18 protein-coding genes are annotated in these 23,105 nt (G+C 38.3%); all 18 read left to right on the top strand.

Going from position 1 to position 23,105, the window contains the following annotated elements; all coding sequences use genetic code 11:
* Nucleotides 1–86: 86 nt before the first annotated feature.
* The 18 genes from C9J29_RS01475 (at nt 87) to smc (ending at nt 23,105) form a co-directional block, all read left to right on the top strand.
* The gene (locus tag C9J29_RS01475; RefSeq protein ID WP_008173745.1) at nt 87–1,514 is read left to right on the top strand and encodes an amino acid permease; all 1,428 of its coding nucleotides are present in this window, start codon (nt 87–89) and stop codon (nt 1,512–1,514) included.
* A 36-nt stretch (nt 1,515–1,550) separates the two neighbouring features.
* Entirely contained in the window at nt 1,551–3,155 is a 1,605-nt protein-coding gene (locus C9J29_RS01470) for a M20/M25/M40 family metallo-hydrolase (protein ID WP_107921514.1), read from the top strand.
* Between the two features lie 350 nt (nt 3,156–3,505).
* A complete protein-coding gene (locus tag C9J29_RS01465) occupies nt 3,506–3,865 on the top strand; it encodes an Asp23/Gls24 family envelope stress response protein (RefSeq protein ID WP_008173742.1) in 360 nt (119 codons plus the stop codon).
* Between the two features lie 18 nt (nt 3,866–3,883).
* Complete coding sequence (locus C9J29_RS01460) at nt 3,884–5,533, top strand: DAK2 domain-containing protein (RefSeq protein ID WP_107921513.1); 1,650 nt, start codon at nt 3,884–3,886, stop codon at nt 5,531–5,533.
* Between the two features lie 353 nt (nt 5,534–5,886).
* Nucleotides 5,887–6,549, top strand: coding sequence for an L-serine ammonia-lyase, iron-sulfur-dependent subunit beta (sdaAB, locus tag C9J29_RS01455; protein ID WP_008173738.1), 663 nt, complete (start codon nt 5,887–5,889; stop codon nt 6,547–6,549).
* Nucleotides 6,550–6,563: 14 nt separating this feature from the next.
* Nucleotides 6,564–7,472 (top strand): L-serine ammonia-lyase, iron-sulfur-dependent, subunit alpha, encoded by a 909-nt coding sequence (sdaAA, locus tag C9J29_RS01450; RefSeq protein ID WP_008173736.1) that lies wholly within the window; start codon nt 6,564–6,566, stop codon nt 7,470–7,472.
* Between the two features lie 160 nt (nt 7,473–7,632).
* Nucleotides 7,633–8,493, top strand: a complete 861-nt coding sequence (locus tag C9J29_RS01445; RefSeq protein ID WP_089985308.1) for a LysR family transcriptional regulator — start codon at nt 7,633–7,635, stop codon at nt 8,491–8,493.
* Between the two features lie 286 nt (nt 8,494–8,779).
* Nucleotides 8,780–10,183: a YfcC family protein gene (locus C9J29_RS01440; RefSeq protein ID WP_107921512.1), complete on the top strand. Its 1,404-nt coding sequence runs from the start codon at nt 8,780–8,782 to the stop codon at nt 10,181–10,183.
* Between the two features lie 12 nt (nt 10,184–10,195).
* Nucleotides 10,196–11,347, top strand: coding sequence for a M20 metallopeptidase family protein (locus C9J29_RS01435; protein WP_089985311.1), 1,152 nt, complete (start codon nt 10,196–10,198; stop codon nt 11,345–11,347).
* Nucleotides 11,348–11,380: 33 nt separating this feature from the next.
* Nucleotides 11,381–12,484, top strand: a complete 1,104-nt coding sequence (locus C9J29_RS01430; RefSeq protein ID WP_008173727.1) for a mandelate racemase/muconate lactonizing enzyme family protein — start codon at nt 11,381–11,383, stop codon at nt 12,482–12,484.
* A 111-nt stretch (nt 12,485–12,595) separates the two neighbouring features.
* Nucleotides 12,596–14,662: an ATP-dependent DNA helicase RecG gene (gene recG, locus C9J29_RS01425; protein ID WP_107921732.1), complete on the top strand. Its 2,067-nt coding sequence runs from the start codon at nt 12,596–12,598 to the stop codon at nt 14,660–14,662.
* Nucleotides 14,663–14,792: 130 nt separating this feature from the next.
* Nucleotides 14,793–15,365, top strand: coding sequence for a transcription factor FapR (gene fapR, locus C9J29_RS01420; RefSeq protein ID WP_025113910.1), 573 nt, complete (start codon nt 14,793–14,795; stop codon nt 15,363–15,365).
* 2 nt (nt 15,366–15,367) lie between these two features.
* On the top strand, nt 15,368–16,360 hold the full coding sequence (gene plsX, locus C9J29_RS01415; protein WP_089985313.1) for a phosphate acyltransferase PlsX: 993 nt from the start codon (nt 15,368–15,370) through the stop codon (nt 16,358–16,360).
* Between the two features lie 18 nt (nt 16,361–16,378).
* Nucleotides 16,379–17,332: an ACP S-malonyltransferase gene (fabD, locus tag C9J29_RS01410; RefSeq protein WP_107921511.1), complete on the top strand. Its 954-nt coding sequence runs from the start codon at nt 16,379–16,381 to the stop codon at nt 17,330–17,332.
* Nucleotides 17,325–18,071 (top strand): 3-oxoacyl-[acyl-carrier-protein] reductase, encoded by a 747-nt coding sequence (gene fabG / locus C9J29_RS01405; protein ID WP_008181677.1) that lies wholly within the window; start codon nt 17,325–17,327, stop codon nt 18,069–18,071. The genes fabD and fabG overlap by 8 nt, the downstream gene beginning before the upstream one ends.
* A gap of 58 nt (nt 18,072–18,129) precedes the next feature.
* Nucleotides 18,130–18,366 (top strand): acyl carrier protein, encoded by a 237-nt coding sequence (gene acpP, locus C9J29_RS01400; RefSeq protein ID WP_008181678.1) that lies wholly within the window; start codon nt 18,130–18,132, stop codon nt 18,364–18,366.
* Between the two features lie 395 nt (nt 18,367–18,761).
* Nucleotides 18,762–19,526, top strand: a complete 765-nt coding sequence (gene rnc, locus C9J29_RS01395; protein ID WP_008181680.1) for a ribonuclease III — start codon at nt 18,762–18,764, stop codon at nt 19,524–19,526.
* Between the two features lie 3 nt (nt 19,527–19,529).
* Complete coding sequence (gene smc / locus C9J29_RS01390; RefSeq protein WP_107921510.1) at nt 19,530–23,105, top strand: chromosome segregation protein SMC; 3,576 nt, start codon at nt 19,530–19,532, stop codon at nt 23,103–23,105.

The following is a 23,105-nucleotide window of genomic DNA, read 5'->3' as shown; positions in this document are numbered from 1 at the left end:
TTTAAAAAAATAAATTGGTTGGGTGCTTTCGTTATTTGTATATCAGAATATTCAATATATTCACATTATATGGGAGGGATGGATGAATGTTGGATAAAGGGGATCAAGTTCACAATCAACAATTAAACCGTTCAATGAAAAGTCGTCACTTATTAATGCTTTCACTTGGGGGGGTTATCGGAACAGGGTTATTTTTAAATGTAGGCTATACCATTAATCAAGCGGGTCCAGGTGGAGCACTTATTGGTTATTTATTTGGTGGGTTAATTTTATTTATGGTAATGAACTGTCTAGGGGAATTAGCTGTTTACATGCCTGTTACTGGTTCCTTTCAAACATATGCTACACGTTTCATTAGCCCCTCAGCCGGATTTTCATTAGGCTGGATGTACTTTGTCGGTTCAGCAGCGACAGCGGGTGTTGAGTTCACAGCTGCCGGAATTTTAATGCAGCATTGGTTTCCAGATATCCCTATTTGGATATGGTGTGCTGTATTTATGGTTCTTTTATTTGTCTTAAATGCTTTAACTACAAAGGGGTTTGCTGAAGCAGAATTTTGGTTTGCGAGTATTAAAGTAGTCGCAGTTATTGCCTTTATTATAATAGGTGGGGCTGCTATTTTTGGTATGATACCGTTAGCAGATCGTCCAACACCTCATCTCACAAATTTAGCACCTTCTGGCTTATTCCCAGCAGGTATTACCATTATTTTTGTGACGATGATGAATGTTATTTTCTCTTATCAGGGGTCAGAGCTTGTGGGAATTGCAGCCGGTGAAACCGAAAATCCAGAAAAAAATATTCCAAGAGCTATCCGGACAATACTTTTTAGAATTATTGTTTTTTATATTGCTTCTATTATTGTATTATCAGCCATCTTCCCATCATCAGAGCTTGGTCTAATGGAGAGTCCATTTGTGACGTTGATGAATTTAGCGGGTGTTCCCTATGCAGCTGGTATCATGAATTTTGTTATTTTAACCGCGATTCTATCCGTTGGTAATTCATGTTTGTATGCGTCAACTCGTTTATTGTTCTCGATGTCTCATGAGGGAATGGCACCAAAATTATTTGGTCGTCTTACTAAAAATAAAGTGCCTCTAAATGCACTGATCTTTACGATGGTTTTCTCACTTTTATCATTACTAACAAGTGTGATGGAAGCAGATGCGGTATTTGTTTTATTAATGTCGGTTGCAGGAATATCTGTCACGATTTCATGGATGGGGATTTGTGCTTCTCAATTAATGTTCCGCTATCGTTATATTAAGTCGGGTGGAAATTTAGCAGATTTAAAGTTTAAGACACCTTTATTTCCATTAATACCTATATTTTGTATTTTCTTTTGTTTAGTGATTTTGATTTTTTTAGCATTTGATCCAACCCAAAGAATTGGCCTATTGTATGGCATTGGCTTCTTTATTGCTTGTATGATTTTTTATCGCTTGAAATTAAAAAAAGCACCTATGGCAACTACAGATACCAAAAATGAAGAGTCACTAGATATTCGTTAAGAACCTTTAACGAATGAGATTTAAAGGAGAATTTTTATGGATAATTATATGTGGAATACACCAGAAAAACTGCGAGCACTACTATGTGAAATTGTCAGCTGGGACAGTAGAACATTGACTGAGGGTGAAAATGAATTTGCCTATAAATTGAAAAATAAATTGATGGCGCTTCCATATTTTAATAAGCATCCTGAGTTGATCGAATTGCATGAAGCAGGTCTAGGAAGAAACGCTGTAACAGCATTATATAAACATCCTACAGCAACCAACACAGTAGTGCTAATTAGTCACTTTGATACAGTGCATACTGAAGAATATGGAGAATTAGAGCCTCTAGCTGTTTTCCCTGAGGAATTGACTAAAAAGCTTATGGAGCCTAAGTACAAAAAGGATTTACCAGAAGCTGCTAGATTGGATTTGGAATCAGGCAATTATTTGTTTGGTCGTGGCACAATGGATATGAAAATGGGACTGGCATTACACATGCAGCTAATTGAAAAAGCAAGCTTCGAGCAATGGCCAATTAATCTGATTTTAACAGCGGTTCCCGATGAAGAAGTAAATTCAGCGGGAATGAGAGCTGCTGTAGTGGAGCTTGTAAGAATACGAGAACAGTATGATTTAACGTATCAATTATTTTTAAATAGTGAACCGTCTTTTTCACAAGGACCATCTGATACGAATGAATATATTTATTCAGGCACCATTGGTAAGATAATGCCCGCCGCACTGTTTTATGGGAAGGAAACACATGTCGGTGAACCTTTAAAAGGAATGACAGCTAATTTCATTGCTTCTTATATGACACAGCATATGGAGTGGAATCCTCTTTTCCGTGAAACAGATTTAGGAGAGAGTACACCACTACCAGTCTCTTTACAGCTAAAAGATTTAAAAATGGAATACTCTACACAAACGCCATATCGTGCTGCGGCTCTTTACAATGTATTTTTATTAAAACGTACAGCAGCAGAAGTGATGGATATATTTGAACAGGTCGCATTCGAAGCAATGACGGCTTGTAATCAACAGTATGTGCAAATTTGTAAACGAGAAAAAGTACAAGGTGTTGGGACAGTCGAAGTATTGCGATATGAAGCTCTCTTAGAACATGCCATCCGGAAACTGGGAGCTGCCGAAGTCGATTCTATCAAATCTCAAGTTCTTCAGCATAGTACGTGGGATGACCGTGAAAAGTCAATACGCATTGTTGATCAGCTTATGATACGTTGTCAGGAATTAGCACCAGCTACTGTCCTGTTATATGCTCCACCTTATTACCCGGCTATTAATTCATCCAATCATCCACTTATTATAAAATCGATTGAATTAATGAAGAAAACGGCGCAAACATTCGATGTTGAGGTGGAGCAAATCCATTATTTTAATGGAATTTGTGATTTAAGCTATGTGAACTATACAGATGAATCAGATGAATGGTTAGCCTTCGAACGCAATACACCTGTATGGGGGGAAACGTATAGTATCCCATTTAAAGAAATGACCGCTTTACAAGGGCCGGTCTTAAATGTAGGACCATTTGGTAAGGATGCGCATCAAAAAACAGAAAGATTACATGTGGATAGTGCCTTTAAAGAAATGCCAGTTATGATCGATACCCTTATAAAAAGTTTAATTTAATGCAATATAAAGTTGATGCTTTCATAGTATCAACTTTTTTTATCTAGAATTGACTGTGATGTTTAAGATTAATAAAGAGAGGCCATATAGGCATGTGTCCTAATAAGATTTTGATGTAAGGGCATATATAATTAGGCTATGAGCTTGCTAACCGAGCGTTATACGTCATAACACAATTAGGCGGAAATAAATTTTATTGTAAGAACGCCATTTTTGATGAATTCATAAATACGTCGATTTAAAGTCACAAAACGTTGCTACATAGCCTTTCTTTACCCCCTTAGGTTGCTTAAATTACAACGAAAGTGTTACAATATAGTTTAGTCAAAAAGAGCCAAGGGGGCATTTCTATGTCAATTGAATTAAACAGTGAATTCGGCCAAATTGATATTTCAACAGATGTACTTGCACAAATTGCTGGTGGTGCTGCTGTAGAATGCTACGGGATTGTTGGCATGGCATCTAAACATCAAATTCGTGATGGTCTAACTGATATTTTACGTAAAGAAAACTTCGCAAAAGGTGTTGTGATTCGACAACAAGACGACGATTTACATATTGATATGTACATTATTGTTAGTTACGGGACAAAAATTTCGGAAGTTGCTTACCAAGTACAGTCGAAAGTGAAATATACAGTAGATAAAACATTGGGTATGAGCGTAAAATCTGTCAATATCTTTGTACAGGGCGTTCGTGTAGCGAATTAAGAGGAGGAACTAAATCGAATGCAGTCTTTAGACGGTATAAAGTTTGCAGAAATGGTACAAATGGGTGCGCATCACCTATTCCAAAATGCAAATTATGTAGATTCATTAAATGTTTTCCCGGTACCGGATGGTGACACAGGGACAAATATGAACTTATCGATGACATCTGGTGCAAAGGAAACGGAGCTTTATGCTTCAGAGCATATTGGTAAAACGGCACAGGCCTTATCAAAAGGTTTATTAATGGGTGCGCGTGGAAATTCAGGTGTAATTCTATCACAATTATTCCGTGGATTTGGGAAATTCATTGAAAAAGAAGCAACAATTGATGCAAAAGGTTTTGCAGGTGCCTTCCAAGCTGGGGTAGATACAGCATATAAAGCCGTTATGAAACCTGTCGAAGGAACTATTTTAACGGTTGCTCGAGAAGCGGCGAAAAAAGGCGTAGAAGTGGCAGAAACTGAAACCGATATCATTGCGGTTATGGAAGCTTTTACTGCAGAGGCAAAGGCATCGCTAGATCGAACACCGGATTTACTACCTGTTTTAAAAGAGGTAGGGGTTGTCGATAGTGGTGGCCAAGGATTATTGTTTGTATATGAAGGGTTTTTAGCTTCTTTAAAAGGAGAGCCTCTCCCAGAAAAAAATGATGCGACATTAGATGATTTAATCAATGCAGAGCATCATAGAGCTCAAGACTTTATGAATACTGAAGATATTGAATTCGGCTATTGTACAGAAATAATGGTGCGTTTAGAAGATGGGAAAGAGCCATTTAATGAGGAGCAATTCCGTCAAGAATTAAGTCCTTTAGGTGATTCGTTACTTGTTATTTCAGATGAAGAAATTGCCAAGGTTCATATCCATTCTGAGCAACCAGGCTCTGTTTTATCAATTGGACAAAAATATGGTAGTCTTATGAAAATAAAAGTCGATAATATGCGTGAACAACATTCAGCTATCGTCGGTGAAGAACATAAGGCACCTACGACAACGAAAAAATTAGAAAAACATCCCTATGCTATTGTAACAATTGCGATGGGGGAGGGTGTTGCAGGTTTATTGCGTTCGATCGGTGCATCTTATGTCATTGAAGGTGGCCAAACGATGAACCCTTCAACAGAAGATATCGTTAAAGCAGTACAAGAAATTGGTGCAGAAAAAGTTTTAATTCTACCTAATAATAAAAATATAGTGATGGCTGCAGAGCAAGCTGTTGAGCTTTTAGAAATTGAAGCAGCAGTTGTCCCAACGAAGACAATTCCGCAAGGGATGGCTGCGATTTTAGCGTTTAATCCTGAAGCGGCTGTAGACTTAAATAAAAAGACAATGATGGATGCATTTGCAAATGTAAAAACAGGTCAGGTAACTTATGCTGTGCGTGATACATCTATTGATGGTGTTGAAATCCATAAAGATGATTTTATGGCGTTAGCAGAAGGAAAAATTGTCCTTTCTACACCAGCTTTAAAAGATGCAGCTGAAAAAGTAATCGTTGATTTAGTTGATGAGGATGCTGAAATTGTAACAGTCATTTATGGAGAGGATACAACTGAACAAGATGCTACAGAGTTAGTAGCATTCATTGAGAAGAACTATCCAGACGTAGAAGTTGAATTATTTAATGGAAAACAAGGGTTATACCCATATATTATTTCGGTAGAATAATTACATGCTACTTTGCTATTCCGTAAAGAAAGCAGTGCACAAAATGTGTACTGCTTTTGTTTATGCTACAAAGAGAGTATTATCTATATTTAGTCGGAAACATACGTACTATTCATAGTTGAATGTACGTATGTAGAGGATATAAAAAATTGGAAATATTGGAATATCAATGATTTTCATTATGTGTGCACAGGGTATGGACAATGTAAAACATATCACGATTGGCTACAAATTATAGTAGTGGTAATTTTCTGAAAGCTGACAAATTAAATACTTTACTTTTGTGGTAACTATCAAGCATGATATAAGTAAATATAAATATTATTATAGGAATAGAATAGAGGGGTGTTTGTATGAAATTTACTTCGGTTTTTGATATTATTGGGCCAGTCATGATTGGGCCTTCCTCCTCTCATACGGCAGGGGCAGCTCGTATCGGACGAGTTGCAAGGGATTTATTTGGTAGACAACCTAAATGGGCGAAAATTCATTTATATGGTTCGTTCGCAGAAACGTATAGAGGGCATGGGACAGATGTTGCAATCATTGGGGGCTTATTGAACTACGATACATTTGATGATCGTATTAAAACGGCATTTGAAGATGCAGAAAAAGCAGGGTTGGAATATGAATTTATTCCAGAAACAGCTAATACGGAGCATCCAAATACGGCACGTCTAGTTATTGGAGACGATGAAGGAGAAATGTCTGTCGTCGGTATTTCTATTGGTGGCGGTAAAATAGAAGTAAGTGAAGTAAATGGCTTTAAATTGCGTTTAACAGGTGGCATGCCAGCGATTCTTGTCGTACATGATGACCGTGCTGGCTGCATAGCGAACGTAGCCAATTGCTTAGCGATGCACGAAGTTAATATTGGACATATGGAAGTATCACGTATAGAACGAGGTTTAACGGCTTTAATGGTTATTGAAGTCGATCAAAATATAGAAGACAAAGTACTACAGCAGATTTCATTAATCCCATATATTACAAAAGTATCAAAGATTAATAACTAAGGGGGTGTCCCAAGATGGACGTTTTATTTCATAATGTTCGCGAGCTTGTGGAACGAGCAGAACAGGAAGATAAATTAATATCAGAAATTATGATTGAACAGGAAATGTTGATAACTGGCAGAACACGAGAAGAAATCATTCAACAAATGGATCGAAACCTAACGGTGATGGAAGAAGCGGTAGAACGCGGCTTACAAGGTGTACAATCTGTTACAGGTTTAACAGGTGGGGACGCCGTATTACTTCAAAATTACATTGCACAAGGAAAATCACTATCAGGTGATTTATTATTAGATGCAGTAAGTAAAGCGGTTGCAACCAATGAAGTCAATGCAGCAATGGGAACAATTTGTGCAACGCCAACAGCAGGTTCAGCTGGGGTTGTACCTGGAACACTTTTTGCGGTAAAAAATAAATTAAATCCAACTCGTGAGCAAATGATTCGTTATTTATTTACATCAGGTGCATTTGGCTTTGTTGTGGCTAATAATGCTTCCATCTCAGGTGCTGAAGGTGGCTGCCAAGCAGAGGTTGGTTCAGCGGCAGGTATGGCAGCGGCAGCTATCGTTGAGATGGCTGGTGGAACACCGCAACAATGTTCAGAAGCATTTGCGATTACGTTAAAAAATATGCTTGGCCTTGTTTGTGATCCAGTAGCAGGCTTAGTGGAAGTACCATGTGTTAAACGGAATGCTATGGGCGCTGCTAACTCTCTTGTAGCAGCAGATATGGCGCTTGCAGGTGTGACAAGCCGAATTCCATGTGATGAAGTAATTGGAGCGATGTATCGCATAGGACAATCTATGAGTCCAAACCTGAAAGAGACGGCACGCGGTGGTTTAGCAGCAACGCCAACAGGTAAGGCAATTAGTAAAGCCATTCTCGAAAATGGTGGATTACAAAGTATTAAGGCAATTCAATAAAAATGAAGAAACATGCTATCTGAATAGGTAGCATGTTTTTATGTTGATTGATATCTTAATAAAAAGAAAAACCCTCTTACGTACATAGTCGATTTAAGTATAATTAAATTTTAATAAGGAAAAAATATTTATCTTAATTTATAGCAGGATGTGAATAGAGATGGATTTACGTAATTTGAAAACGTTTCATGTTGTTTCAACTTACCTCAACTTTACAAAAGCGGCTCAAATTTTAAATTATAGCCAGCCTACAATTAGCCAACAGATTAAAGCGTTAGAAGAAGAATTAGGGCATATCTTAATTAATCGAATAGGCAAGAAAATGTTTCTTTCTCAAGTAGGAAAAATAGTAAAGGAACATACAGATCAATTATTTGGGATTATTGAAGAAATGGAACAGGATTTGAAGAATTTTGAAAAGCCATTTGGCCATTTGACAATCGCTGCACCAGAATTTTATTGTGGCTATTATTTATCCCATATTATTGGCTCGTTTTTAAAACAGTACCCTCAGGTAAACCTAAAACTTCTTTGTGCCAATAGTAAAGAAACAGCCAAACTTGTGAGTTCAAATCAAGCAGATATAGGTTTTATAGCTGGATACCCTAGTTACGCTGGTGTAGAGGGGATTTTATTGGAGGAAGAGGATTTGGTATTGGTTGGAAATCCGCTTATTATAAAGGATCGTACTGTGCAGGAAATATTCGATGATTATCCCTTTATAACCTATGGTATGGATGACTGTATTGTCAGTTGCCTTCAAGAAATTCAGTGTAAGCCCCAAACGATAGTGGAATTTGGAAGCGAGGAAGCAATTAAGCGAGCAGTAATGGAACAAGTAGGTCTAGCCTTGCTGAGTGATATTATTATTCAAAAAGAGGTAAGCAAAGGGAGTCTTCAAGTTCTTTACCGATTTCCTAAAAAGTTACCTACTTATTTAATCTTTCCTCAAAATGCTAAAACATTTAGTAATGTAAGTACTTTTATTGATTTAGTTAAAGATACATGGAAAACAATTTAAATGGTTTGTATATGAAAAGAATGTTGCAGCCTGGTGAAATCGCAGGAATGTAATGTTCTTTTTATTTGTAATTTTTTTGATGTATCCCGATGAATTTATATGTAAATTTATCAATAGTAACTATTCGAAATAGTAATTTTTTATTTTTTTTTTAATCAATTACAATGAAGAAGACGGAAATTTCAAAAAAAGGGGATGGCTTTTTATGTTGGAGAGATGCGATATGCATTGATAGTGGTAATAAAAATTTGTTTTTGATCAATGATTCAACTAAGGAGGATGACGGATGAGTAAATTTATAGCTAATAAAGAAATAGAGCAACCAAAAGGAATTAATGTTTATGTGTTAATCTTTTGCCTTATTGTTGTATCATCCATTTTAACGTATTTTATCCCAGCTGGTTCATTTCAACGAGAAGAAGTTAATGGACGTCAAGTAATTCAACCAGGAACATTTAGTTTTACAGATATGAACCCTATTGGATTTTTAGATATTTTTAGCAGCGTACATTCTGGCATGATGCAAGGAGCAAGTATTATTTTCTTCGTATTGATTGTAGGAGGTACCTTTGGAATACTATCAGCCACAGGGGCATTGGAATCCTTTATCGCCATGCTATCTGTAAAAATGGCTAAACGTGAAATGTTAATAATACCAGTATTGATGTTGTTTTTCGCCTGTGCTGGGTCATTAATGGGGATGTCTGATGAAACGATTGTGTATGTAGGGATTCTTGCACCGCTTGCTGTTGCCCTAGGTTTTGATGCAATTACGGGTTTTGCTATCGTTATTCTAGGTGCATCTGTAGGATTTTCGGCAGCTGTTATGAATCCGTTTACAGTAGGAATAGCGCAAGAAATTGCGGGCTTGCCATTATTTTCAGGAATTGCTTTTCGAATTGTAATATTTATTGTCTTATACACAGTAGCAACAATATATGTTTATCGCTATGCAAGAAAAGTGAAAAATAATCCTAAAATTGGCTTTTATGGAAATTTTCTTAATAATGAAGGTGGTATTGTACAGGCGAATTCGAAAATGGAAATAAGACATAAGCTTGTTATGGCTACATTTCTTTTGAATTTTATCGTATTGATGTACGGGGTTGTAAAACTAGGTTGGTACATTACCGAAATAGCCGGTTTATTTTTATTGTTTGGTATTTTAATGGGACTTATTGGCAAACTATCACCTTCGCATATTGCTAATTCATTTATGAAGGGTGCAGGTGATTTAGTTGGTGGCGCTCTTATCATTGGATTAGCACAGTCTATTTTAGTGATTTTCAATAACTCAGGATTGATTGATACAATCCTATTTTACACGTCTGTATTGCTTGATTCAGTTCCACCTGTACTAAATGCAGTAGGGATGTTTATCTTCCAGTTATTTTTAAATTTTTTAGTACCATCAGGAAGTGGACAGGCTGCCTTAACAATGCCGATTATGGCGCCTTTATCAGATATGATTGGCGTTACAAGACAAACAGCAGTACTTGCCTATCAATTTGGAGATGGTATGTCGAATATTATTTTCCCAACTGTAGGTTTTTTAATGGCGGGATTATCAATTGCGGGTATTCCTTGGGGTAAATGGATAAAATGGATTTTTCCGTTTATGCTTATTCAAGTAACAGTTGCTGTAATATCGCTTATTATTGCACAAGTCATACAATACGGACCTTTCTAAAGGAGTTTAACAATGGAAATAATGAATATAAAAAGATTAGCAGAAAAGGCAATAGAGGATCGCCGTCATCTGCACCAATATCCAGAGCTTTCTGGTCAGGAATACGAAACAAGTGAGTTTATTCGCCAAAGACTAGAGGAGTTAGACATAGAAATTCTAGATTACGAACCTCCAGGTGTAGTGGCATTTATAAAAGGGACAAAGGGAACAAAAACTATTGCATTACGTGCCGATATAGATGCATTACCTATAGAAGAAGAGGGAGACAAACCATATATTTCTCACAAGCAAGGTGTTGCTCATATGTGTGGCCATGATGGTCATACTGCGATTTTATTAGCAGTTGCTGCATGGATAAGCTTAAATAGAGAGAAAATCGAGCCGAATATCAAGTTTATATTTCAATCGGCAGAGGAAATCACCCCAAGTGGAGCTGATTTATTAATTCAAAAAGGTGTGTTGGAAGATGTAGAGGCTATTTTTGGCATTCACTTATGGCAAGGTTTAGAGAAAGGGATGATTGGTCTAACACATGGACCAATGATGGCTTCTATTGATGATTTTGAAATTATAATTCAAGGATATGGTGGCCATGGATCAATGCCACATGAAACAATTGATCCTATTTATATAGCGAGCCATTTAATGCAAGCTTTTCAAAGTATTATAAGTAGAAATGTCAATCCTATTGATGCGGGTGTCATTACAGTAGGTAATATTCAAGCTGGAACCACTTATAATATTATTCCTGATACGGCAAAATTAACTGGAACGATCAGAGCTTTGACACCGAACACTATAAAAATCATTAAAACGAAAATGGTAAGTTTAACAGAAGGAATTTGTCGAGCATTTGGAGCAGAGGGAAAAATCGATTTTATTTTAGGAACACCTCCGCTCATAAATGATCCGACACAATCACGAAATATTGAATCGATTGTACGGGAACAATTTGGAGATACCGCATTTAAAGTAGTCGAACCAGTCATGGGTGGAGAAGATTTTTCTTATTATTTACAACATAAGCCTGGAGCATTTGTTTTTGTAGGTATGGGTGGTGAAAAAAGCCAATATCCACATCATCATCCACGATTTGATGTAGATGAAGATGTTTTCCCTAATGCTATTCAACTATTTATAAACATTATCTTGCAACATAAATAATTAGACTATTTATACAAAAAGGAGTTATACGTCGTGATAAAAAAGATTGAAGTGTTTGCAGCACGTTTACAATTAAAGGAACCATTCGTTATTTCGTATGTTCATTTAGATGATATGCCAACTATTCTTACCAGAATAGAGACGGATGAGGGTGTAGTTGGCTGGGGCGAAGCTGTGCCTGATCAAAATGTGACTGGTGAAACTTGGGAGAGTACGTATCATGTTATTAAACATGAATTAGCCCCATTATTGATTAATGAAGATCCATTTGCTGTAGAGCGTATTCATAAAAAGTTTAATGAAAAAATTGATGGAGTCCCTTCAGCAAAAGCAGCATTGGACATTGCGCTCTATGATTTGATGGGAAAAATGACTGGACAACCTGTTTATCAATTAATTGGTGGAAAAGCACATGAGGAATTACAGGTGCCAAGAGTGATTAGTATTAAGAGTCCTGAGGAAATGGCTAAAGATGCAAGTGAATTTGTAAAATCGGGCTTCCGTAATATTAAAATTAAGGTTGGTACAAATGCTGAATCAGATATTGCTCGTATTCGTGCGGTAAGAGAAGCAATAGGTGACGAGGTGCAACTGCGGGTAGATGCCAATCAAGGCTGGAATAGGATGGAGACACTAAAAGTAATAAGAGAAACTACAGCTTGTCATGTAGACTGGTACGAGCAACCTGTAAAAGCACATGATTTAAGAGCGTTAAAAGAAATCAGAGCCCTTTCACCTTGTAGTATTATGGTAGACGAGGGTGTTCATAATATTTATGATTTAGTCGATGTCATAGAAATGCGTGCTGCGGATATGCTAAATATAAAATTAATGAAATCAGGTGGAATATATCCAGCTCTAGCTCTTGCAAGTCTGGCTGAGGCTGCAGAGATGCCTTGTCAAGTAGGCTCTATGGTGGAATCAGCAATCGGAACAATGGCTGGAGCGCACCTAGCGATCAGTAAGTCTATTATCCATACAAACGAGATGGTTGGGCCTTTAATGTTTGTAAAAGATGTGGCAAATGTTACATACTATAAAGACATCCTGCAGTTAAGCCATAAAGCTGGATTAGGTATAGAAGTTGATGAGCAATATGTGAAAGAAATTACATGTTTCTCTTGTGAAATTAAATAATCAAAAATTTAACCCTATCATTCATTGGTAGGGTTTTTGCTTATGTGTAGGGTTAGGGAAAAAAATTATGGTACATTAGAGAGAGAGGCTATAACACTACATAAACAAGCAATGAAGGGAGTGTGGGATAAGATGACTGAATTATATGGACCCGTCAATGAATTAAAAGGCGTCGGGAAAGAAACAGCAGCACATCTTGAATCACTAGGAATCAATACAATAGCTGATTTATTATGGACGTTCCCACATCGACATGAAGATTTTCGTTTAAAAGATTTAGCGCAAACACCACATAACGAACGGGTTACAGTTGAGTGTAAGGTGGAGCGGGAGCCTACGGTTTTATTTTTAGGTCGCAATAAATCAAGACTCCAAGTAACCGTTTTAGCAGGAAGACATTTAGTGAAAGTCGTATTTTTCAATCAGGGCTATTTAAAGCAAAAGCTTGTACCTGGTTCTATTATTACGGTGACTGGTAAATGGGATCGTGGTAGACAAGTAATCAATGGCACTTCTGTTATATTTGGTCCTAAAACGGATCAAGTAGACTTTGAGCCTGTCTACAGTCTGAAAGGTTTGATTCAACAAAAAAGATTTCGAAAATATATGAGACAAGTATTGGACGATTATGGTGCTAATTTGCCTGATGCAATTCCACAAGATTTGCAGGATTCCTATAAGCTTGTGCCTATACAGGAAGGCTTGGAGGGTATTCATTTTCCGCTAGATGCACAACATGCTAAACAAGCGAGAAGACGTTTTGCTTATGAAGAGCTATTAAATTTTCAACTACGTATGCAGGCGTTACGTAAGGTACGGAAGGAAAATGAACAAGGAACTGTCATTCAATATGATGTGCATATGCTACGTGAATTTATCGCGGCATTACCATACGAATTAACCAATGCTCAAAAACGTGTTGTCAATGAAATTTGTAAAGATTTGAAGGAGCCACATCGAATGAATCGCTTATTACAAGGTGATGTAGGTTCGGGGAAAACCGTGGTGGCAGCTATAGGCCTATACGCTGCAGTTTCAGCAGGTTATCAAGGTGCGTTAATGGCACCAACAGAAATTTTAGCAGAGCAACACTTGGAGAACTTGCTAGAATGGTTCCAACCATTTGGCGTTCGTGTGGCTTTATTATCTGGTTCAACCAAAACGAAGGAGCGCCGTGTTATACTTGCAGATTTGGCAAATGGAGAGCTCGATATTGTAATTGGTACACATGCCTTAATCCAACCTGATGTTATTTTTAAAAATCTAGGTTTTGTTATTACCGATGAACAACATCGTTTTGGTGTTGAACAACGTCGCATATTGAGAGATAAAGGGGAAAACCCGGATGTGCTCTTTATGACAGCCACTCCAATTCCCAGAACACTTGCCATTACAGCGTTTGGAGAAATGGATGTGTCGATAATTGATGAAATGCCGGCAGGGCGTAAGCAGATTGAAACCCATTGGATGAAAAAAGAACAATTCGGATCGGTTATATCAAAACTAGAAGGAGAGCTAGCCGCTGGAAGGCAGGCCTATGCCATTTGTCCTCTTATTGAGGAATCAGATAAACTGGATGTTCAAAATGCAGTTGAAATCTATGAACAGCTAGCAACTTATTTTACAGGCCGCTATCAAGTTGGTCTAATGCATGGACGTTTATCTGCAGATGAGAAGGATGCTGTTATGCGTGCTTTTAGTGATGGGTCCATACAGGTTTTAGTTTCTACGACAGTCGTTGAAGTAGGGGTGAATGTACCGAATGCTACATTTATGATTGTCTATGACGCTGAACGCTTTGGTTTAGCACAATTGCACCAGCTACGAGGGCGTGTTGGACGAGGTGAACATCAATCCTATTGTATTTTACTGGCTGATCCTAAGTCTGACGAGGGGAAAGAGAGGATGCAGTCTATGACAGAAACAAATGATGGTTTCCGCTTAGCTGAGAAAGACTTAGAGTTGCGAGGACCAGGGGATTTCTTTGGACGTAAGCAAAGTGGTCTACCAGATTTCAAAGTAGCTGATTTAGTACATGATTACCGGATTCTTGAGACTGCTCGAAAGGATGCTACTACGATGCTTGAAACCGATGATTTTTGGCATGGTGACGACTATCGGTACTTGAGAGAAATGTTAGAAAATTCTGGCGTTTTGCAAGGGGAGCGCTTCGATTAATAATTGTATGATGATTCATGCGGAGAATGCAGGACTTGATTTCAAAACAAGTCTTGCATTCTTTTTTTAACCTCTATATACTGATATTAGTACCAAGTGCTAATAACAACTCAAAAGGTGGCGAATGATGTTGAGACGAACAAAAAAAGAACGACAGCGACTACTATCTGAAACGATAGCTGAAAATCCATTCGTCACAGATGAACAGCTAGCAACACAGTTTCAGGTAAGTGTTCAAACAATTCGTTTAGATCGTATGGAATTATCCATACCAGAATTACGAGAGCGTATTAAAGATGTCGCTTCAAAAAACTATGAAAATGAAGTAAAATCTCTACCGATTGATGAGATCATCGGAGAAATTGTTGATATTGAATTAGATAATCGAGCACTTTCGATTTTTGATGTGAAAGAAGAACATGTTTTCCAGCGCAACGGCATCGCACGAGGACATCATTTGTTCGCGCAAGCAAACTCCTTAGCGGTAGCCGTTATTAACGATGAACTAGCATTGACAGTACATTCTACTATTACGTTTGTGAAACCTGTTCGTGCTGGAAATCGTGTTATTACAAAAGCGATTGTTGTCGGACGAGATGATAAAAATCATCGGACAAAAGTCGAGGTAACATCTACTGTGAATGGTGAAACCGTTTTTGTTGGTGAATTTGATATGTACCGTACGAAAGGTAAGGGTGAGTAATAATGAAATTAGCGCTTGATGGAATGGGTGGAGACAATGCACCAAAATCAGTAATTGAAGGTGCACTCTTAGCATTAGAGCAAATTCCAAATTTAGAAATTCAATTATATGGACAGCAAGAGAAGCTCGAGCCATTTTTAAAACAACATGATCGATTAACGATCGTACATTGTGAGGAAGTCGTTGAAGGAACGGACGATCCAGCACGTGCTGTTCGTAGAAAAAAGGATTCTTCCATGGCGCGCATGATGGACGCAGTGGATGAGGGTAGAGCAGAGGCTTGCCTGTCAGCAGGAAATACAGGTGCTTTAATGGCAGGCGGTTTATTTAAAGTAGGTCGTATTGAGGGAATTGCTCGACCAGCTTTAGCTACGACATTACCAACACTTGATGGTAAGGGCTTTTTAATGCTTGATTTAGGTGCAAATGCAGATGCCCGTCCAGAACATTTAGTGCAATATGCTATTATGGGCGATATTTATGCGAAGAAAGTTGGCGGCCTACAAAAACCTAGAATCGGCCTATTAAATATCGGTACAGAAGATAAAAAAGGAAATGAATTAACAAAAGCAGCCTTTGATTTATTAAAGGAAGCGGATTTGAATTTTATTGGTAATGTAGAGGCACGTGATTTACTTGAAGGAGTAGCTGATGTCGTTGTTACGGATGGCTTTACAGGAAATATGGTGCTGAAGTCAATTGAAGGTACTGCAGGTGCTTTATTTTCAATGTTAAAAGAGGCGTTTATGTCTTCAACAAAAACGAAGATCTCAGCTGTCCTTATGAAAAATAATTTACGTGACTTAAAACATAAAATGGACTATACAGAATATGGTGGTGCTGGATTGTTTGGCTTACAAGCACCCGTTATAAAGGCGCATGGATCATCTAATGCGAAAGCGATTTTTAGTGCTATCCGCCAAGCAAACACAATGGTAGAACATACTGTTATTTCGACAATTACAGAGACAGTACGCCACATAGAAATTGATTAGACAAAGGGGACTATTCAAATGACGAAAATTGCATTTATTTTTCCAGGACAAGGTTCGCAAGTAGTAGGAATGGGGCAAGAGTTTGTTGAAAATGCTGCGGAAAGTAGAGCCTTCTATGATCGTGCAGATCAAGCTCTTGAATTGGAGCTATCTAAGCTTATGTTAGAAGGTCCAGTAGAGGAATTAACATTAACATATCATGCTCAGCCAGCACTACTTACTACTGGGGTAATGGTAGCAGAGAAGCTACGTGCAGCAGGAATTCAACCTCATTATGCAGCAGGTCACTCTCTTGGAGAATATGGCGCATTGGTCATAGCGGGTGTCATGTCCTTTGAAGATGCAGTGAAGATTGTGCATAAACGTGGTCTATATATGAATGAAGCTGTACCTGCTGGACAAGGTGCTATGGCAGCCATTTTAGGCATGGAATTAGAAGCGTTAAATGAAGTAACTGAGCAAGTGTCAGCAGCAGGGGAACCTGTGCAGGTAGCCAATGTTAATTGTCCGGGTCAAATCGTTATTTCAGGTACAAAAGAGGGTGTTGAGAAGGCATCAAGCGCTGCAAAAGAAGCAGGGGCTAAGCGTGCTATATCATTAGTTGTAAGTGGTCCATTCCATTCTGAGCTAATGCGACCATCGTCAGAGAAGTTGAAAGCGGTGTTGGCGGATGTTACTTTAGCTGCTCCGCAAATTCCTGTTGTAGGGAACGTTATGGCGAAGGAGTTAACGGATGTTCCAGCCATTCAACAAGAGCTTGTTGAACAGGTTTATAGTGCTGTACAATGGGAGGCCTCTATGCGCGAAATGATTGCACAAGGTGTGGATGTCTTTATTGAATGTGGCCCAGGTAAAGTATTAAGTGGTCTCTTGAAAAAAATCGATCGCTCTGTTACTGCCTATTGTGTCTATGATGAGGCATCACTAGAAGCGGTTTTAGAAGCGTCAAAGGAGTGGTCAATCAATGCGTAAACTTGAAGGAAAAGTAGTTGTTGTAACAGGAGCTTCACGAGGAATTGGTCGTGCTATTGCATTAAAGCTTGCTGACGAGGGTGCAAAAGTTGTCGTGAACTATAGCGGCTCGCAAGCAAAAGCTGAAGAAGTAGTTGCTATGATTCAAGAGGGCGGTGGCGAGGCAATTGCTGTACAAGCTAGCGTTTCTCAAACAGAAGAAGTGACAGCCTTAATGGATACTGCTGTGAAAACATTTGGCTCCCTTGATATTTTAGTGAATAATGCTGGTATTACAAGAGATAATTTACTTATGCGCATGAAGGAAGATGAATGGGATGATGTATTAGATACGAATCTTAAGGGTGTTTTCCTATGTACCAAAGCGGTAACACGCCAAATGATGAAGCAGCGTGCCGGTCGTATTATCAATATTTCATCGATTGTTGGCGTAGCTGGAAATGCGGGCCAAGCAAACTATGTTGCAGCTAAAGCAGGTGTTATTGGGTTAACTAAAACAACTGCGAAGGAATTAGCGTCACGTAATATTTTAGTCAACGCTATTGCACCTGGCTTTATTGAAACAGAAATGACTGATCAGTTACCAGAAGATATTAAACAAGGGATGTTAACACAAATCCCACTTGCGAAACTAGGGCAGCCGGAAGATATTGCTAAGGCAGTTGTTTTCCTTGCATCTGAAGACGCTAACTATATGACAGGACAAACACTTCATATAGACGGTGGTATGGTCATGTAATTTGAATTAGGCATAGGCGCTAATTTTCTGTATAATCATTTGAGGGGAGGTGAATCATTTGTCTACAGTATTAGAACGCGTAACAAAAGTAATCGTGGACCGTTTAGGTGTTGAAGAAAGCGAAGTAACACTTGAAGCTTCTTTCCGTGATGATTTAGGTGCTGACTCATTAGACGTAGTTGAGCTTGTAATGGAGCTTGAAGACGAATTCGATATGGAAATTTCTGATGAAGATGCTGAAAAAATCTCAACAGTAGGTTCTGCAATTTCATACATCGAAAGTAAAATTAACTAATTTCGTTTATACTTTATTTAGCAGAAATTTATCACCCTTATAGGTGTAATGGTTATCGTAATTATACAAATCGTATTTATGATTGGTTGAATAAAGAGAAATAGTTTACTGCTTTTCTTTACAAAGAAGCAGATCTAATAGACAAAGATGTATTCAAAGGGGACGAAATAGATCGGTTTACGATCTATGGACGTCCCTTTTTTGTGTCAATTATACAGTGGATTTATATTCCGAAGATCGATTCGGACGCAAATGTGCCAAGGCTTTATTGAATTTGAAATAAATTTTCTAAAAATTTTCCAAAATATTGTGTTTAAGCCGAAATACTTTTGCATAAACGCTTTGAAAAAGGTACACTAAAACGGTAGAAACTATTAGGAAGGCAGATTTGTTCAATGGCTATGAAAAGAAAAGGAACTATGCAGAAATCTGGCGTACTTCCTGAAAAAGTACGCAATCAATTCGAGCTGTTACAGCATGAATTAAATATCACATTTGTTAATAAAAATTTATTGTATCAAGCATTCACGCATTCATCTTATGTGAATGAGCATCGCCGTAAGTTATTTACGGATAATGAGCGTCTTGAATTTTTAGGAGACGCAGTACTTGAACTGTCTGTTTCTAAATATCTTTTTGAGAAATACCCGAATATGAGCGAGGGTGAGTTAACAAAGTTACGAGCATCCATTGTTTGTGAACCATCTCTAGTTATTTTTGCGAATGAACTAGGCTTTGGTCGCTTTGTTTTACTTGGAAAAGGTGAAGAATTAACAGGTGGACGGGAACGCCCAGCACTACTTGCAGATGTGTTTGAGTCATTTGTAGGTGCCCTATATTTAGATCAGGATTTACAAACGGTCGTGTCTTTTTTAGAACGTATCGTGTTCCCAAAAGTAGAAGTCGGTGCTTTTTCGCATGTGATGGATTTTAAAAGCCAATTGCAAGAAATGGTACAGCAAACGAATAATGGACTTCTTCATTATGAAATCATTGATGAAAAAGGTCCTGCACATAATCGTACCTTTGTGTCAAGCGTCTTACTGAACGGACAAGAGCTTGGTATAGGTCGGGGAAAATCGAAAAAAGAAGCCGAGCAGCAAGCTGCACAATGTGCGATGCGAATGATGCGAGAAGAAGCTGCGAAAGAGGAGGCTTAAAAGATGTTCCTAAAACGACTAGAAGTGATTGGCTTTAAATCATTTGCGGAGCGCATTGGTATTGATTTTGTACCCGGTGTTACAGCAGTTGTGGGACCAAATGGCAGTGGAAAAAGTAATGTCACAGATGCAATACGTTGGGTACTTGGTGAGCAATCGGCAAAGTCGTTACGTGGATCAAAGATGGAAGATGTAATTTTTGCAGGGAGTGACTCTCGGAAGCCACTCAACTTTGCAGAGGTAACACTAATATTAGATAATACCGACGAGCAACTTGCTTTTTCCTATACAGAGGTCAGCGTAACAAGACGCGTATACCGTTCAGGTGATAGTGAATATTTATTAAATAACCAGCAGTGTCGCCTGAAGGATATTACGGACTTGTTTATGGATTCAGGGCTTGGAAAAGAGGCATTTTCTATAATTTCACAAGGTCGTGTCGATGAAATTTTAAATAGCCGACCTGATGACCGTCGTTCGATTTTTGAAGAGGCAGCTGGCGTATTAAAGTATAAAATAAGAAAGAAAAAAGCAGAGCATAAGCTTGTTGAGACAGATGAGAATTTATATCGTGTATTAGATATTCTTCATGAATTAGACAGTCGACTTGGACCGCTTGAAATGCAAGCATCTAGTGCAAGAGACTATGTACAAATGTCTACTGAGCTAAAAGATTTTGATATTGCCATTCTTGTGCATGATTTTAAAAATTGTGCACAATCTTTGCGTGCGCTTAAAGAAGAGTACACAAACCTATCTGAGATAGAGCAAAAGCAAGCTCAAGATATTGCTACTTTCGATAAACAGACAACTAATATTCGCAAGCTATTAAAAGAACTTGATGAATATTTGGATGTTTCTCAAGCTGACCTAGTCAATGCCACAATGGAGGTAGAACGTTGGGATGGACGAAAGGCGCTAATGGCTGAAAAGCGTCAAAATGCGTCCAATCAATTACAGCAGCTGAATACGTCATTACAAGAGGCCAAAGCAGAAGTAGAGGCACTGTTTATGCAGGAGCAGGAGAAAAAAGACGTATTTTCTGAAAAACAACAAGCCGTGTTGGTGCTCAAACAAAGCATTAAACAGTTAGAGCAATCTTTAAATCGCTCCGTAACGGAAATCGAACAAGAAATTGAGGAGCAAAAAAACCGATATATCGATTCGTTGAATGAAGAAGCGACCATCAAAAATGAGTTAAAAAATATCGATCAGCAGTTGGCTCAACAAAAAGCTATGGCAACACGAATGTCCGACCAAACTGATGAAATTGGGCAAGAGCTTATGCAAATTGTTGCTGAAAAAGAACAGCTAATAGCTGCACATACTTCAACAACAAATGACTTACAAGAAAAGCTAGAACAATATGAAGCTTTACAAATACAGTTGAAAAATGTTAATTCTACCTTTACTGAAAAGCAAGATATGCTTTATAAGGCTTATCAGCATCAACAGCAACTAAAAGCTAGAAAAGATACGTTAGCGGAGCTTGAAGCTGACTTTTCAGGGTTTTTCCAAGGGGTTAAAGAAGTGCTGCTTGCACGAGATAAAGGTGAATTACAAGGTATTGAGGGTGCTGTAGCTGAATTAATCCAGGTTGAGGGGAAATACTCACAAGCGATAGAAACGGCTTTAGGAGCCGCCTCTCAGCATATTGTTACAACTAATGAACGCCATGCCCAACAGGCTATTCATTGGCTAAAGCAAAAGCGAGCTGGGCGTGCTACTTTTTTACCAAAAACCGTAATGAAATCACGTAAAATTAATTTAGCGACTATCCAATTAGCAACTGAGCACCCAGCATTCATTCGGATGGCGGATGCGTTAGTGACTTTTAATGAAGATAATCGAACGATTGTTGAAAATCTTCTAGGCAATGTCATTGTTGCAGCAAATCTTGAAGGGGCAAGTCAAATTGCTAGATTATGTGGATTCCGTTATCGAGTGGTTACACTTGATGGAGATATTGTTAATGCAGGGGGCTCGTTAACGGGTGGTGCCCTTAAACAGCAATCTTCACTCTTTACAAGAAAAGCAGAATTAGATGGTTTAATTCTTAAGTTAGAGACATTGCAAGCTTCCATTTATGGTGCAGAACAGGCTGTTGCAGCGGAAAAAGAAAAGCTAGCAACACTTCGAGATCAAGTAGAGCTATTGAAGATTGAAGGGGAGCAATTACGAAAAGATGAGATGCAGCAGGCGGGTCGTTTACGTGAGCTAGAGGCTGTAGAAAAAAGCTTATCGGCTAGAGTAACCTTTGCTTCGACTGAAACACAGGATGTTAAAACACGTGAAGAGTCATTATTGGCTCAAAAGCAAGAAGCAGAGGAACGTTTAAGTGCGCTTGCAGGAGAATTAATCGAAATCAATGAAACCGTTGAGCAATTAAGTAAGGTTAAGCTACAAAGTGAGACAGAGAAAGATGTATTACGTGAGCAATTGGCAGAAAAACGCTCACAATTAGCTGTTATGCAAGAACAAATGTCACAAGTTCAAATAGCTACAGCTGACTTAGCCCTACAATTAAACAAAGCTCAACAAAAAGTTGAAAATATTTCTCAGGAAATATCGTGGCTTCAATCTGATGAATCGACAAATTATTTAAGTGATGAAGAGGTCGATGAACAGGTGTTGACATGGAAGAACAGAAGAGATGCGCTACAAGAGACAATTTCTCAGAAAAAAGAGGAAAAAGTAGGGCAACAGAATGAACTTTCATCGTTAGAGGCTCAGCTGAAGGAATTACAACGTATCCATAAGGGGTATCTTGAAGCGATACGTGCAAATGAGTTGAAACGAAATCGTGTTGAATTTGAAATGGACAATTTCACAGCTCAGCTCGAGGAGAATTATCAGTTAACATTTGAAGAGGCAGAAGAAGAAGCACAGGCTATAGAAGATGAGGAATTTGTACGTCGACGTGTTAAATTGCTTAAAAAATCAATTGAAGAGCTAGGCCCTGTTAATTTAGGCGCGATTGAAGAATATGAAAGAGTGCTTGAACGACATACTTTCTTAACTGAACAGCGAGAGGATCTACTTGCGGCGCAAGAAACATTGCATGAAGCCATTAAAGAAATGGATGAAGAAATGACAATGCGCTTTAGCGAAACGTTCTATGCGATTCGCGAACAATTTAAACATGTATTCCGTGAATTGTTTGGTGGAGGGCAAGCCGATTTAGTGCTAATTGATCCGCAAAATTTACTGGAAACAGGCATTGACATTGTTGCTCAGCCTCCAGGGAAAAAGTTACAAAACTTAAGTTTGCTTTCTGGTGGTGAACGTGCGCTAACGGCGATCGCTTTATTATTCTCCATCTTAAATATAAGACCTGTCCCATTCTGTATTCTCGATGAAGTAGAGGCTGCCCTTGATGAAGCAAATGTTGTGCGCTACAGCCAATATTTGAAGAAGTTTAGTGGTGAAACACAATTCATTGTCATTACACATCGTAAAGGAACGATGGAGGGAGCGGATGTCCTGTATGGTATAACTATGCAGGAGTCAGGCGTATCAAAACTTGTATCAGTAAAATTAGAAGACGAACCCGTACTTGCGGAGCAAAGGAGCAAATAA

Source organism: Lysinibacillus fusiformis, from assembly GCF_003049525.1.
Taxonomy (GTDB): Bacteria; Bacillota; Bacilli; order Bacillales_A; family Planococcaceae; genus Lysinibacillus; species Lysinibacillus fusiformis.
The sequence above is the reverse complement of the archived record's forward strand: the minus strand, read 5'-3'. Positions and strand labels throughout refer to the sequence as shown.

Excerpts from the sequence above, each read along its gene's own strand:
- C9J29_RS01475 (WP_008173745.1), top strand. The coding sequence starts at position 87 with ATGTTGGATAAAGGGGATCAAGTTCACAATCAACAATTAAACCGTTCA.
- C9J29_RS01470 (WP_107921514.1), top strand. The coding sequence starts at position 1,551 with ATGGATAATTATATGTGGAATACACCAGAAAAACTGCGAGCACTACTA.
- C9J29_RS01465 (WP_008173742.1), top strand. The coding sequence starts at position 3,506 with ATGTCAATTGAATTAAACAGTGAATTCGGCCAAATTGATATTTCAACA.
- C9J29_RS01460 (WP_107921513.1), top strand. The coding sequence starts at position 3,884 with ATGCAGTCTTTAGACGGTATAAAGTTTGCAGAAATGGTACAAATGGGT.
- sdaAB (WP_008173738.1), top strand. The coding sequence starts at position 5,887 with ATGAAATTTACTTCGGTTTTTGATATTATTGGGCCAGTCATGATTGGG.
- sdaAA (WP_008173736.1), top strand. The coding sequence starts at position 6,564 with ATGGACGTTTTATTTCATAATGTTCGCGAGCTTGTGGAACGAGCAGAA.
- C9J29_RS01445 (WP_089985308.1), top strand. The coding sequence starts at position 7,633 with ATGGATTTACGTAATTTGAAAACGTTTCATGTTGTTTCAACTTACCTC.
- C9J29_RS01440 (WP_107921512.1), top strand. The coding sequence starts at position 8,780 with ATGAGTAAATTTATAGCTAATAAAGAAATAGAGCAACCAAAAGGAATT.
- C9J29_RS01435 (WP_089985311.1), top strand. The coding sequence starts at position 10,196 with ATGGAAATAATGAATATAAAAAGATTAGCAGAAAAGGCAATAGAGGAT.
- recG (WP_107921732.1), top strand. The coding sequence starts at position 12,596 with ATGAAGGGAGTGTGGGATAAGATGACTGAATTATATGGACCCGTCAAT.
- plsX (WP_089985313.1), top strand. The coding sequence starts at position 15,368 with ATGAAATTAGCGCTTGATGGAATGGGTGGAGACAATGCACCAAAATCA.
- fabD (WP_107921511.1), top strand. The coding sequence starts at position 16,379 with ATGACGAAAATTGCATTTATTTTTCCAGGACAAGGTTCGCAAGTAGTA.
- fabG (WP_008181677.1), top strand. The coding sequence starts at position 17,325 with ATGCGTAAACTTGAAGGAAAAGTAGTTGTTGTAACAGGAGCTTCACGA.
- rnc (WP_008181680.1), top strand. The coding sequence starts at position 18,762 with ATGGCTATGAAAAGAAAAGGAACTATGCAGAAATCTGGCGTACTTCCT.
- smc (WP_107921510.1), top strand. The coding sequence starts at position 19,530 with ATGTTCCTAAAACGACTAGAAGTGATTGGCTTTAAATCATTTGCGGAG.